The following is a 12995-nucleotide window of genomic DNA, read 5'->3' on the forward strand; positions in this document are numbered from 1 at the left end:
CATGAGCCTCATCGAGACCCCCGTTTCCTACGGCGAACTGATCGACAAGATCACGATCCTGCAGATCAAGCTGCAGGAAATCCGGGACGAGGCGAAGCTGGCCAACGTGCGCAACGAGCTGGAACTGCTCGAGGCCACCTGGAATAACGACAAGGCGTCGGAAGTCGACATCACCGACGAGAGGGCGCGCCTGCTGGCCGTGAACCAGCGCCTGTGGAAGATCGAAGACGATATCCGCATGAAGGAACGCGCCCAGGCCTTCGACCAGGAGTTCATCCAGCTCGCCCGTTCCGTGTACTTCGAGAACGACGAACGCGCCGCCATCAAGCGCGAGATCAACCTCAAGCTCGGCTCCACCCTGGTGGAAGAGAAGTCCTACCAGGACTACCGCGCGCCGCAGGCCTGATCATTCAGCCGTTCAGAGGAGCCTTCAAGTACGCCGCGCAGGCTTCGAAGCGGTCGATCATCTCGTCGACCTGGACGAGGTCCATCACGCCAGGTTTCTCGATCTTCGTACCCCACGGGATCTCTGCGGCCGGCTTGCCGAGGAACTTGCGCGAGGCCTCGTCGTACTTGTCCACGCACCAGCGCCGGTCCGAATAGGGCCCGGAGCGATGAGGATTGCTGGCGGCGTGCAGGCCGAGCACCTTCACCCCGGCCGCGTTGGCCATGTGCATCGGGCCCGAGTCCGGGGTGAGGATCATCGCACTGCGCGCGAGCAGGGCCATGAAACGCTTCAGCGTGTCCTTGCCGGTGAGGTCGAGCGGGGCCTGCCGGACCGCGGCGAGGATGGCGTCGGCGAGCGCACGCTCGGGCCCGGAAGGCCCGCCGACCAGCGCCACCCGCATGCCACGCGCCATCGCATGGTCGATCAGCGCCGCGTAGCGTTCCACCCGCCAGTTGCGCACCGTATGGCTCGACATGGGGCTGACCAGCAGGGTCGGGGCATCGCCGGGAAGCTGCTCCGCCGCCCAGGCATGGGCCTCGTCCGGCACCGGGATGTCCCAGCGCACCTCGGTCTGTTTCAGGCCCAGCGGCTCGATGAAGCTCGCCATGGCATCCAGTACGTGCTCGCCGCTGCGCGCCGGAATCCGTTCATTGACGAACAGGCCATGCAAGTCCTTGGACCGCGCGCGGTCGTAGCCTATGCGCCGGTCCGCCTTCACCGCGAGGCTGAGGAGGTTCGAGCGGAGGGCCACCTGCATGTGCAGGAGGGCGTCGAAGCGGCGGCCGGCAAGCGCCTCGCGCACGGCCTTCACGCCCGCCCGGCCGGCGCCCTTGTCGAAGGTGACGAACTCGACCCCGGAGAGGTCGCCCACGAGGCGCCTTTCGAGCTTGCCGACGATCCAGGTAAGCCGCGTTTCCGGCACCGCCGCCTGCAAGGTGCGGACCAGCGGCACGACATGGGTCACGTCGCCTATGGCGGAAGTGCGCAGGATGCAGAGGCTGGAATCTCCCGGCGGGAGTGGGCGGCTTGGTAGACTGGGCACGAAAGGGTTACCGGATGGGTGGGGCCGCGGAAGGCGGCCGTAAGATGACTGAGCAACGAGTGGAGGAGGGCGCGGGCGGGACGATTCTGTTCGACGCAGCCCGTGTACCTCAAGTCGACGCCGACTGGTTCTCGCCGCACCGCTGGCGTGAGCGCGGGGCGCTGCGCTCCCAGCCCGGCGGCCGCGGCGGCGTCGCGATCATCGAAACACCCGCCGGCGAGGCGGTGCTCCGCCATTATCGCCGCGGCGGCATGGTCGCGCGCCTGTTCGGCGACCGCTACCTGTTCACCGGGGGCGGGCGTACCCGCAGCGCGCGCGAATTCCACCTCCTGGCCGAGCTTTCGCGCCGCGGCCTGCCGGTGCCTGCACCGATCGCCTCGCGCTACGTGCGCCATGGGCTGCGCTACTCGGCCGACCTGATCACCGCCTTCATTCCGGAGGCTGCCACCCTGGCCGACCGCCTGGCCGACGGTGCGTTCAACGCCATGCTGGCCGGCCGTGTCGGGGCCACGATCGCGCGTTTCCACCGCGCCGGCGCCTGGCATGCCGATCTGAACGCGCACAACATCTTGGTGAACGGCGACGACATCTACCTCATCGATTTCGACCGCGGCCGTCTGCGGCGTCCCTCAGCGGGCTGGCGCAAGGCCAACCTCGCCCGGCTGAAGCGCTCGCTGGTGAAGCTCGGCGCGCGCGACGCGGCGGGCGACAGCTTCGATTCGGAGTGGTGGCCGTCGCTGGTCGAGCATTACGAACGGAGCCTGCGCGAATGAGCTGGCACATGCATTTCCTGGGCACGGGCGCGGCGCATGCCGTCGAGCTCGGCTCGTCGTCCGTCGTGCTCGAGCGCGACGGCGAGCCCGTGCTGCTGGTGGATTGCGGGCCCGACACGCTGCACCGGTACCTCGCGGCGTATGGCAGCCTGCCTCCGGCGTTATATGTCACACATGCTCACATGGACCATGTGGCGGGGATGGAAGGCCTGTTCATCCGTTCCTGGTTCGACGAGGCGCGGCGGGGGCGCATGAAGGTGTTCCTGCATGCCGCGTTGCTGCCGTGGTTGCAGGCGAGGGTCGCGGACTATCCGGGCGCCCTGGCCGAAGGCGGGGTGAACTACTGGGATGCCTTCCACCTGATCCCCTGCAGCCGCGGCTTCTGGCATGCGGGCCAGTGGTTCGACCTGTTTCCCACCCGGCACCACGTGCACGGCACGTCGTTCGGCCTGGCGCTGCGCGGCAGCTTCGTCTTCACCGGGGACACCCGTCCGATCCCCGAGGTGCTGTCCATCCACGGCGTGACCGGCGAACTCATCGCGCACGATTGCGGCGTGGTGGGCAATCCGTCGCACACGGGCGTGGACGACCTGGAGCGCGAGTACGACGAGGCGTTCCGGCTGCGCATGGCGCTCTATCACTATGGCAGCGCCGCCGACGGCGAGACGCTGGTATCGCGCGGCTACCGCATTGCCCGCCCCGGCGAGCGCCTGGCCCTGCCCGAACCGCATCCGCCAAGGCCCGCCGCAGGGTAGGAGCGCGCCTTGCGCGCGACATCTTCTGAGGCGGTACCTTGGAGCTGGCGCGTGAGCTCGTGAACAGGCGCGAAAGGCCGTCGCGCGCAGGCGCGCTCCTACGGCCAGTCTTACCGACAGCCGCGCCGCTTGTCTCGCCAACCCCGTCCCGGTTATCCTTCCGCTTCTTTGCCGGAACGGACGCCGGGAAGAGGAAGTACCAGTGCGGAGAGGTGTCCGAGTGGTTTAAGGAGCACGCCTGGAAAGTGTGTATACGTTAATAGCGTATCGCGGGTTCGAATCCCGCCCTCTCCGCCACAATACTGTTCTTATGGTGGCCCTGTCGGTCCCCCCGCGACGATAGCCCGTAAACCCCGCCAGGTCCGGAAGGAAGCAACGGTAGCGGACGATTCGGGTGCCGGGGTGTGGCTGGCAGGGTCATCGCCTATCGGGGGCAAGCTTTTCCGACCCCCCGGTCCTTGGCACAATCCACTGTCGTCCCAAGGTACTACGCATGTCCTATCAGGTCCTCGCACGCAAGTGGCGCCCGCGCAAGTTCGCCGAACTGGTGGGCCAGGAGCACGTGGTCCGCGCGCTTACCAACGCGCTCGACTCCGGGCGCATGCACCATGCCTACCTGTTCACCGGCACCCGCGGCGTCGGCAAGACCACCATCGCGCGCATCTTCGCCAAGTCGCTCAACTGCGAGCGCGGTGAATCGGCCGATCCCTGTGGCGAGTGCGCGGTCTGCACCGCGGTCGACGCCGGCCGCTTCGTCGACCTCCTCGAGATCGACGCCGCCAGCAACACCGGCGTGGACGATGTGCGCGAGGTGATCGAGAACGCGCAGTACGCGCCTTCGCGCGGCCGCTTCAAGGTGTACCTGGTCGACGAGGTGCACATGCTCTCGAAACCGGCCTTCAACGCCTTGCTGAAGACGCTGGAAGAGCCGCCGCCGCACGTGAAGTTCCTGCTTGCCACGACCGACCCGCAGAAGCTGCCGGTGACGGTGCTGTCGCGCTGCCTCAAGTTCAACCTGAAGCGCCTGCTGCCGGAGCAGATTTCCGGGCAGATGCGCCACATCCTCGCCGCCGAGGCCATCGAATACGAAGACGAGGCGATCGCCGAACTTGCCCACGGCGCCGACGGCTCGTTGCGCGACGGACTCTCGCTGCTGGACCAGGCCATCGCTTACGGCGGCGGCTCGCTGCGCGCGGCGGACGTGCGCGCCATGCTCGGCAGCGTCGAGCGTGGCCAGGTGCTCGGCGTGCTCGAAGCGCTGGCGGCCGGCGACGGTGCGGCGCTCATGGCCGAGGCCGATCGCATCGCCTCGTTCTCGCCGGATTTCGGCGGCGTGCTCGACGACCTCGCCACCGTGCTGCATCGCGTGCAGTTGATCCAGCTGGTGCCGGGCTATCGCGGCGAAGAGAGCGACGCCGGCCTTGCCAGCCTGGCCGAGCGCCTCGCCCCGGAAGACGTCCAGCTTTACTACCAGATCGCCACCAACGGACGGCGCGAGCTGCCGATGGCGCCGGATGTGCGCATCGGTTTCGAGATGGTGCTGCTGCGCATGCACGCGTTCCGTCCGGCGGAGGCGGGGGAGGGTGCGTCGGCGGCGCGTCCGGTGGGCGGCGTTGCGTCGAACGGGCCCGCTGCCGCGGGATCGCCGCTGAAGCGGCTCCCACAAGGTGCAGCGGGGCCTGACGTGGCCCCCGCGGCACCAGCCTCGCGCCCGTCCTCACCGGCGCCAGTTGCGCGCCAGGCCGCGCCGGCGCCTGCCGTCCAGGTGGCAGCGCCCACGCCGGCGGCGCCGCCGCGTCCCATCGCGGTGGGCGCGAACGGGCTGCCGGATTGGCACGACATCGTGGAACGCGCCAGCCTGCGCGGCCCGATCGGTCAGCTGGCGCAGAACTGTTCGTTGCGCGAAGTGGACGGCGAGAGCATGGTGCTGGCGCTCACGCCCTCGCACATGCACCTCGCGGTGGAACCGCTCACCAGCCAGATGGAAGAAAAGGTCTCGCAGGCTCTTGGCCGCCGCGTCCGTTTCCGCTTTGTCGCCGACCGGGGCAACCTCGGCACGCCGGCCGAGCGCAGGGCGCAGGCGGCAAGCGACGCGCAGGCCAACGCGGAAGCTTCGATGGAAGCCGACCCGTTCGTACAGACGCTCAAGCGTGAATTCGACGCGCGCGTCATCCCGCAATCGATCAAACCCGTGGAGCCAGGAACGTGAAAGGTCAAATCGGTCAGCTCATGCAGCAGGCCCAGCGCATGCAGGACGAGATGAAGCGTGCGCAGGACGAACTCGCCAAGACGGAAATCACCGGCAGCGCCGGCGGTGGCCTCGTCACCGTGACGATGACCGGCGGCCACGAGGTGCGCTCGGTGCACATCGACCGCCAGGCCTTCGCGGACGATCCGGAGATGGCCGAGGATCTCGTCGCCGCCGCCGTCAACGACGCGGTGAACAAGATCGCCGAACTGAGCCGCAACCGGTTGGGCGGCGTCACGGCCGGCCTGAACCTGCCGCCCGGCTTCAAGATGCCGTTCTGATGACTGAACGCGGCTGACGATGAGCAACGGCTCCCGCCTCCTCGGCGAACTGATCGACGCCTTGCGTTGCCTGCCCGGCGTGGGTGCCAAGAGCGCGCAGCGCATGGCCTTCCACCTGCTGGAGCGCGAGCGGCAGGGTGGCTTGCGCCTGGCCTCCGCACTGGAGTCGGCCATGCGCGACGTGGGCAACTGCACGCGCTGCCGCAACTTCAGCGAAACGCCGGTCTGTTCGCTGTGCGCGAGCGCCAGCCGCGAGCGGCAGGTGCTGTGCGTGGTGGAATCGCCCTCGGACCTTGCCGCGATCGAACAGGCCACCGGTTACCGCGGCCACTACTTCGTGCTGCTCGGCCGCCTGTCGCCGCTCGATGGCCTCGGTCCCGACGAACTTGGCCTGCCCCTGCTGGCTGAGCGGCTGGGCGAAGGCGAGATCGAGGAAATGATCATCGCGACCAACCCGACCGTGGAGGGCGAAGCCACCGCCCACTACATCGGGCAGCTCGCCAGGGCCGCGGGCATCCGCGCCACGCGTCTCGCCCACGGCGTACCGCTGGGCGGCGAACTCGAGTTCGTCGACCGCGGCACGCTGGCCCACGCTTTCGGCAGCCGGCAGTCGCTCGGCTGATCGCCATGAGGATTCCAGGATGACCGACACCATCTTCGCCAAGATCGTCCGCCGCGAAGTTTCCGCCGACATCGTCTACGAAGACGACGATGTGCTCGCCTTCCGCGACCTTAATCCGCAGGCGCCGGTGCACGTGCTGTTCATTCCGAAACGGGCCATCGCCACGCTCGACGACGCCGCATTGGGCGATGCCGAACTGCTCGGCAAACTGCTGCTCGCGGCCGCGGCGTATGCGCGGGAGCAGGGGCTGGCGAAGGATGGTTACCGCACGGTGATCAATACGAATGGCCATGGCGGCCAGACCGTTTTCCACATCCACGTGCACCTGCTCGCCGGCAGGCAGATGACCTGGCCTCCGGGCTGAGGCAGAAACGAAGAAAGCCGGCTTGCGCCGGCTTTCTTCTGCATCACTTGTGCGGACGTGGCGGCGGATTGTGATAGATCGGCCGCGGCACGATGATCGTACGCGGGCGGTACCAGAACGGATCGCCCCACGGCCCGTAACCGTACGGACCCCAGCCCGGACCCCAGAACGGGTCGTAGAAGCCTGCCGGGTAACGGGTGACCGGCACGCGCTTCGGCCAGAGGTAGACCACGTCGGCCTCGACGCGCGGGTAGGCGTAATCGAACTCGCCGACCTTCTGCGTGACCGCGCCGCGCAGCGTACCGGTCACGGTGATCTCCCGACCGCGGACGAATACTTCCGGATCGTAGAAGCCGTCGCGGCAGGCGACGAAGCGGCCTTGGCTCTCGTTCTTGCCGGCGGTGGGACGTGCCTGGTCGTCCAGCGGCTCGGACAGGACGAAGAAGCAGGTCTGCTGCGGGCCGGGCTCGGTCTTGATGATCTCGCCGCCCCAACGCACCTTGGCGCCCGGCGCGCCACCCTGCTGGGCACCGGCCGTGGATACGTCGTTGAACTGGCCCTGCAGCGGCTGGGGCACCGTGGCGCATGCACCGAGTGCGAGAGTCGCCGCGGCAATGGCCAGCGGTTTGTACATGGACATGTCACGTCTCCTGAGTACCGGGCACGGCCGATACCATGCCCTTATTTGACCACGCGGCGCGTCTTTAATTCCTTCACCTCGCGCCGGAATCGTGTGACCGATTCAGGCGGCGGTTCGTCATGCCCGTAGCGCGACCGCAAGTAAAGCTCGCCCAACCTTTCCAATGCATTTCTCTGCCCTGGCAACGCACGCGCCGCGCGTGCAAGGAAATGCTTCGGTCCTTCACCCGTCCTTCGCGCCACGCCTGCGCGGGCGAGCTTTCGCTCCAGCCGCCGCATCGATGCGTCCAGGGCATCGCCTTCGCGACGCTGGAACAGGGCCCAACCCAAAGCCACGGCGACCAGCAGAGCGCATCCGATGGCGAAGATCAAAGCCAGGTCCGACACTTCGGCGCGGGCAATACCGAACGGCTGCAGCAGTCCCTGCTGACGTAGCGCGTCGAATCCGATAACGCCCCGGTTCCACCATTGGTTGACGACATCCCAGCGGTCGCGAAGCTCGCGCAGCCAGGTGAAATCGAGCAGGCCTTCACCGCCACCGTGTCCAGCGTTCGCCGCGGCCGCACCGAGCTGCACGCGTTCCGGCCGCACCGCGGCAGTGGGGTCGAAGCGGACCCAGCCGCGCCCTTCGAGCCATACCTCTGACCAGGCGTGCGCGTCCGAGCGGCGCACCAGCAGGTAGTTGCCCGTGGTGTTCCAGTAGCCGCCCTGGTAGCCGGTAACCACCCTGGCCGGGAGGCCGGCGGCGCGCATCAGGAAGGTGAAGGCGGAGGCGTAGTGCTCGCAGTACCCCTCACGGGTCTCGAACAGGAAGTCGTCGATGCGGTCGCGGCCCAGGGGCTCGGGAGCCAGCGTGTACGAGAAATCCTTGTGAAACAAGGCCAGCGCGGCGCGGACGATCGCGGCGCGGTCGTCGCCGTACTGTTGGACCCACGATGTGGCGAGATCCCGGGCGCGGGGACCTATGCCCATCGGCAACAACAGGTTTTCGCGCCGGACGTCGTCGTCGAGCGCGGGTTCGAGCCGGTATTCGCTGGCGGCGAAGCCGGTGAACGAGGTCACCTCGTCGATGCGCTGCTTTGCCTGCACCGTGTGGTCGGCCCGCATCACGGTGTCCGCCGGCGCGGCCGTGGGGAGATCGAGCATGGGCACGACACGGTCGTGCGTGGGTTCCATCGACAGCTGGTAGGTGAACGGCCTGCCGTACTCGGCCTTCGAGGGAGGGCGCCGGAAATTGCGGAAGCCGGGACTCCAGCCTGTGCCGTCGAACGACTGCATCGTGTACGCGCGAAAATAGCGCGCGGCATTCGGCGGCGGCGCGCCCGCGAAGGTCACGCGGAGCGCCGGCGTGTCGTCGGTCATGAGGTCGATCATGTCGCCGGGGGACAGCCGGTTCGACAGTCCGGTGACGGCCTGCGAGTTCTGCGGGGTGCCCCACAACGGCGTGCTCAGGCGGGGCACGAACAGGAAGGCGAACAGCGACAGCGGCACGGCGGCGAGCAGGGCGAGGAGTACCGGCGTGAATTCGCGCGCCCAGGGCGTGGCCTGCGGCTCCACCTCTTCGAGCGAGCGCAAGGTCGCCAGTGCGGGAACGATGCCTAGGCAGACGAAGAAGCTGGCGACGAGCCCCTGGTCGAAAAGGAGGGCGCTCATGAGCGCGAAACAGGCAAAGGCTATGCCCACGCGCGCGTCGCGCCGATGTTCGCTTTCCAGCAGCTTCAGCACCAGCAGGCCGACGGCGAACGCGCTGCCGGGCTCGCGCCCGAACAGCGTGCCGTGCTGCACGACGACCGCGCCGAGCAGCAGGCCGATGAGCGGCATCTTGATCCACAAGGGCGCGTTCCGGCCGCCATTGTGGCGCTGGCGCCAGCGCGCTGCGAGCACGACCGCCAACACTGCGGTCAGCCACCAGGGCAGGTGCGCCGCGTGCACCAGCAACACGAAGCCCATGGTGATGCAGAGCAGGTCGAACGGCCGCTGGCCGAGCACCGGTTCGGTCGATGGCTTGCGCCTCAGGGACGGGCGGCTGCCGGTCATGGGCGCAAGGCCAGGGCGGTCATGCAGCGGTGGTAGTGCTCGTCGCCCTGCGCCACGTCGAAATAGCCGTCCGGAAGGCGCAGGCTCCAGCGCCGCCCCGACTCGCGCGCCTCGTCGATCCAGCGGGCGAGCCGCGCGATGCGCGATTCGTCGTCGAGCCCATGCATGCCGTCCCAATCCAGCCGCCAATCTTCCTGCGGCGCGGGTTGTTCGAGGTCCTTCACCAGCAGCCCGTGGTGGCGCGCGCTTAGCTTCCAGGCGATCTGCCGGCGCGGGTCGCCGGGGCGGTATTCGCGCAGGGCGGCCAGTTCGTCGCCGGGACGCGGCCGCCCCCGGTCGGCATCGCCGCGCGGTTCGAACGGCTTCGGACCCAGCGCTTCGGGTCGCGGATAGACGAGTACCGCGCGATCGGGGTGCAGCCAGCTCCATACCCGGAACAGGCCCAGCGGCCAGCGGCTATGCACGCGCATGCGCGGCAAGGCGAGCCATCCGCGGAACTCGGTCGGCAGTTCGAACTCCACCGTCGTCGCGGCGCCGGCGGGCACGACGAAGACGAATTCGCGGCCGGCGACGTCGAGCCGCACCGCCATGCGTTCGCGCTGGCTGGCGCCGACCTCGAGCGATACGCGGACGGCGTCGCCGGCCCGTGCCGTGCCGGCGCGAATGCCGCCGATGGTGAGTCCGTTGAGCACCCGGAACGCCACGAGCATGCTGCCCGACGTGGCGGCGCCGAGCAGGCAGGTGAGCATCAGCGCCGCATTGTTCGCGTAGTTCAGCGCGCCCACGAGCATCACCGCGAGCAACACGGAGAAACCCACGCCGAAACCGGTAGGCAGTATGTAGATGCGCCTGCGATGGAGCTGGATCGGCAACGGTTCCGGCTGGCGGAGCCGGGTCAGCGAAGGCAGGCGGCGTTCCGCCCAGGCGACCAGCCGCGGGGCCAGCGGCAGCATCAGGGCACCGGCGTCTCGGCGAGGATGGCGCGCGCGATGGCTTCGCGGTGGCTGCCGCGCGCCGGCACGAGGCGGTGGGCGGCGGCGGGTACGAAGACGGTCTGCAGGTCTTCTGGGATGACGTAGTCGCGCCCGCTGAGCAATGCCCATGCGCGAGCGGCAGCCAGCAGGGCGAGGCCCGCCCGCGGCGAAAGGCCGACGCGCACCTCGTTGTGCTTGCGGCTGGCGCCGAGCAGGGCTTGAAGATAGTCGAGCAGGCTCCCGCTGACCGTCACGGCGAGGGCGGCCGCATGCAACTGGGCGATCGCCGTCACGTCCACCCGCGGCGTGAGCGCGGCCATCATGTCGCGGCGATCCTCGCCGACGAACAGCGCGCGCTCGGCGGCCGGTTCGGGGTAGCCGAGGCTCAGCCGCAGCATGAAGCGGTCGAGCTGCGAGTCGGGCAGGGGGAAGGTGCCGGCGAGGTCCAGCGGGTTCTGCGTGGCGACCACGAAGAAGGGCTTCGGCAGTTCGCGCGTCACGCCGTCCACCGTCGTCTGGCCCTCGGCCATCGCCTCGAGCAGGGCGCTTTGCGATTTGGGCGTGGCGCGGTTGATCTCGTCCGCGAGCAGCAGGCTGGTGAAGATAGGACCGGGGTGGAAACGGAATTCGCCGGTCTCGCGCTCGTAGACGCTGACCCCGATAATGTCGGAAGGCAGGAGGTCGCTTGTGAACTGGATACGCTGGAATTCGAGATCGAACGTGGCGGCCAGGGCATGCGCGAGCGTCGTCTTGCCGACGCCGGGCACGTCCTCGAGCAGGAGGTGGCCGCCGGCGATCAGGCAGGTGAAGGCCAGCTTCACCTGGCGCGGCTTGCCCAGCAGCACGCCGTTGACCTGGGCCAGGGCGGCATCCAGCCGGTGCCGGAGCACTTCATCGTGGAGTGGATTCGTCACGGACATCTACGCGTGTGCCCCCCGTCCTGGCCATGTCGATGAGTGAGCGTTCGAGTGTAGCCGCGCACGCGGGATCCTGGCGAGGCATCTTTCTCGCGGCGTTCGCCGCGACGTGTCTCGCGAAGCTGGTGATAGCGTGCACCTTGTCGCCTTTCGGTGACGAGGCCTTCTACTGGCAGGAGAGCCTTGCGCCTGCCTGGGGCTACAGCGACCTGCCGCCGCTCACGGCATGGCTCATCGCACTGTCCGAAGGCCTGTTCGGTCATGGCCTGCTGCCCATGCGCCTGCCGTTCCTGCTCATCGGTGCGCTCCTGCCGTGGCAGGTGGGCGCGATGGCCGCGCGCTATGGCGGCGAGGCGGCCCGCTGGCGGGCAGCCACGTTCGCCACCTTGCTTCCGCTGGTGGGCAGCCTGGGCGTGCTCGCGCTGCCGGACGTACCGCTGACCTTCGCGACCTTGCTTGCGTTGCAGGGCTTGCTGGCGGCGCTGGACCGGAACCGCATGCGCGACTGGCTGCTCCTGGGCCTTGGCCTCGCGCTCGCATGGATGACGCATTACCGCGCGGCCATGCCGATGCTTGGCGGCCTCCTGTTCCTCGCGCTCACGCCGCGCGGGCGCATGCAGTGGCGGCGTCGCGGGTTCTGGCTGGCGATGGGCGTGGCGGCGCTCGGCTTGCTGCCCATCGTGTTTTACAACCTGGGCGCGCGTGGCGCGGGCGTGGCCTTCCAGCTCGTCGAGCGGAATCCGTGGCAATTTCATGCGGACGCCCTGGTGCAGCCGCTCGAGCAGGCGGTGGCTTGCACGCCGCTAGCGTGGGTGACCATGCTCTGGGCGATCTGGCGCGGCTGGCGCCGGCGGGCGGAAGCGCCGTTCGATGCGCTCGCCGTCATCGCGGGCACCTTCGTCGTGGCTTATTTCGTCCTCGGGCTGTTCGCCGACGACCTGCGCTTCCGTGCGCACTGGCCGCTGCCGGGATACCTCGTGGCGTGCGTGGCGTTGCCATTGCTCCTGCGCGAGTCCGGAAAGACGTGGCGACGTGTGGTGTATGCAGGGTTCGTGCTGGCGGGCCTCGGCCTGGCCGCCGGACTCGGTTACCTGGGCCTTGCCGCGTCGGCGCATGGCGCGACGGTGCTTGCCGGCCTGAAGGCGTTTCCCACCAACTTCACCGGATGGCATGAAAGCGCGGCCGCGGTGGAAGCGCGACTCGCGACGCAGCCGGACGCCATCCTCGTCGCAGACAACTTCATGCTCGCGGCGGAACTGCGCTTCGCGCTCGGCGCGCCGCATACGGTCTATTCGCTGGACAGCCCGTTGAACGTGAAGCATGGCCGCGCGCCCCAGCTCGCCGCGTGGAAGCTCGACGAGGCCGGCCTTGCGACGCATGCGGGGAGCAGGGTCCTTCTGGTCGTGGACGAGTCGAAACTGCGCGACGCCGAGGCGCGGAACTGGCTCGGTTCGATCTGTTCGCGCGTGGATATCGTGCGGCCCGTGGAGCGCGTGGAAGCCTTCGACAAGCGGCGCAGCTTCGCGTTGTACGAGGGCAGGGCGAAAGCATCCCGCGGCGTCGTCGGCAACCCGGACGACTGCATCGTCTGGATGGCCGCGTACAGGGCCTCGCAATCTCCCTGACCCACGCAGCGCCATGTAGGAGCGCGCCTGCGCGCGACATCTTTTGAGGCCGAGCCTGGGAGCTGGCGCGCCAGCTTCCGGACTGGTGCGAAAGGCCGTCGCGCGCAAGGCGCGCTCCTACAATGCGACACCCGCTGCCCGTGGCGTTCGACGCAGATGGATGGACGCGTACCGGGGTTAGCAACCTTGAGCGACGCAGCGCCATGTAGGAGCGCGCCTGCGCGCGACATCTTTTGAGGCCGAGCCTGGGAGCTGGCGCGCCAGCTTCCG

The 12995-nt window shown here is 68.6% G+C and carries 13 protein-coding genes, 1 tRNA gene and 1 other RNA gene; 10 read left to right on the forward strand and 5 right to left on the reverse strand.

Annotated features, from left to right (window positions below; all coding sequences use genetic code 11):
* Position 1 precedes the first annotated feature (1 nt).
* On the forward strand, positions 2 to 406 hold the full coding sequence (locus ACR9ZH_RS03520; protein WP_481289370.1) for a DUF6165 family protein: 405 nt from the start codon (positions 2 to 4) through the stop codon (positions 404 to 406).
* A 4-nt stretch (positions 407 to 410) separates the two neighbouring features.
* Here ACR9ZH_RS03520 and ACR9ZH_RS03525 read toward each other — a convergent pair whose 3' ends face one another.
* Positions 411 to 1490, reverse strand: coding sequence for a glycosyltransferase family 9 protein (locus ACR9ZH_RS03525; RefSeq protein ID WP_481289371.1), 1080 nt, complete (start codon positions 1488 to 1490; stop codon positions 411 to 413).
* 44 nt (positions 1491 to 1534) lie between these two features.
* Here ACR9ZH_RS03525 and ACR9ZH_RS03530 point away from each other — a divergent pair, with 44 nt between their 5' ends.
* The 8 genes from ACR9ZH_RS03530 (at position 1535) to ACR9ZH_RS03565 (ending at position 6533) form a co-directional block, all read left to right on the forward strand.
* The gene (locus ACR9ZH_RS03530; RefSeq protein ID WP_481289372.1) at positions 1535 to 2263 is read left to right on the forward strand and encodes a 3-deoxy-D-manno-octulosonic acid kinase; all 729 of its coding nucleotides are present in this window, start codon (positions 1535 to 1537) and stop codon (positions 2261 to 2263) included.
* Positions 2260 to 3018: an MBL fold metallo-hydrolase gene (locus ACR9ZH_RS03535; RefSeq protein WP_481289373.1), complete on the forward strand. Its 759-nt coding sequence runs from the start codon at positions 2260 to 2262 to the stop codon at positions 3016 to 3018. Before ACR9ZH_RS03530 ends, ACR9ZH_RS03535 begins: the two co-directional genes overlap by 4 nt.
* A 206-nt stretch (positions 3019 to 3224) precedes the next feature.
* A tRNA-Ser gene (locus ACR9ZH_RS03540) sits at positions 3225 to 3315 on the forward strand.
* A gap of 23 nt (positions 3316 to 3338) precedes the next feature.
* Positions 3339 to 3435: signal recognition particle sRNA small type (ffs, locus tag ACR9ZH_RS03545), an RNA gene on the forward strand.
* 76 nt (positions 3436 to 3511) lie between these two features.
* Entirely contained in the window at positions 3512 to 5227 is a 1716-nt protein-coding gene (gene dnaX / locus ACR9ZH_RS03550; RefSeq protein ID WP_481289374.1) for a DNA polymerase III subunit gamma/tau, read from the forward strand.
* Entirely contained in the window at positions 5224 to 5547 is a 324-nt protein-coding gene (locus ACR9ZH_RS03555; protein WP_306847417.1) for a YbaB/EbfC family nucleoid-associated protein, read from the forward strand. The genes dnaX and ACR9ZH_RS03555 overlap by 4 nt, the downstream gene beginning before the upstream one ends.
* A gap of 19 nt (positions 5548 to 5566) precedes the next feature.
* Positions 5567 to 6169, forward strand: a complete 603-nt coding sequence (gene recR, locus ACR9ZH_RS03560) for a recombination mediator RecR (protein ID WP_481289375.1) — start codon at positions 5567 to 5569, stop codon at positions 6167 to 6169.
* Between the two features lie 19 nt (positions 6170 to 6188).
* Positions 6189 to 6533 (forward strand): histidine triad nucleotide-binding protein, encoded by a 345-nt coding sequence (locus ACR9ZH_RS03565; protein ID WP_481289376.1) that lies wholly within the window; start codon positions 6189 to 6191, stop codon positions 6531 to 6533.
* A 43-nt stretch (positions 6534 to 6576) separates the two neighbouring features.
* On the opposite strand, the gene ACR9ZH_RS03570 is transcribed toward ACR9ZH_RS03565, so the two are convergent.
* From ACR9ZH_RS03570 to ACR9ZH_RS03585, 4 genes are read right to left on the reverse strand one after another with little or no spacing between them, the layout of a single operon-like run.
* Positions 6577 to 7173 (reverse strand): Slp family lipoprotein, encoded by a 597-nt coding sequence (locus tag ACR9ZH_RS03570; protein WP_481289377.1) that lies wholly within the window; start codon positions 7171 to 7173, stop codon positions 6577 to 6579.
* Between the two features lie 41 nt (positions 7174 to 7214).
* Entirely contained in the window at positions 7215 to 9209 is a 1995-nt protein-coding gene (locus ACR9ZH_RS03575) for a transglutaminase TgpA family protein (RefSeq protein WP_481289378.1), read from the reverse strand.
* Complete coding sequence (locus ACR9ZH_RS03580; RefSeq protein WP_481289379.1) at positions 9206 to 10162, reverse strand: DUF58 domain-containing protein; 957 nt, start codon at positions 10160 to 10162, stop codon at positions 9206 to 9208. Before ACR9ZH_RS03580 ends, ACR9ZH_RS03575 begins: the two co-directional genes overlap by 4 nt.
* Positions 10162 to 11103, reverse strand: a complete 942-nt coding sequence (locus ACR9ZH_RS03585) for an AAA family ATPase (protein WP_481289380.1) — start codon at positions 11101 to 11103, stop codon at positions 10162 to 10164. The genes ACR9ZH_RS03580 and ACR9ZH_RS03585 overlap by 1 nt, the downstream gene beginning before the upstream one ends.
* 32 nt (positions 11104 to 11135) lie before the next feature.
* On the opposite strand from ACR9ZH_RS03585, the gene ACR9ZH_RS03590 reads away from it, so the two are divergent.
* Positions 11136 to 12725, forward strand: a complete 1590-nt coding sequence (locus ACR9ZH_RS03590; RefSeq protein WP_481289381.1) for an ArnT family glycosyltransferase — start codon at positions 11136 to 11138, stop codon at positions 12723 to 12725.
* Positions 12726 to 12995: the final 270 nt, after the last annotated feature.

Source organism: Luteibacter sp. SVR4-7G (assembly GCF_056755555.1).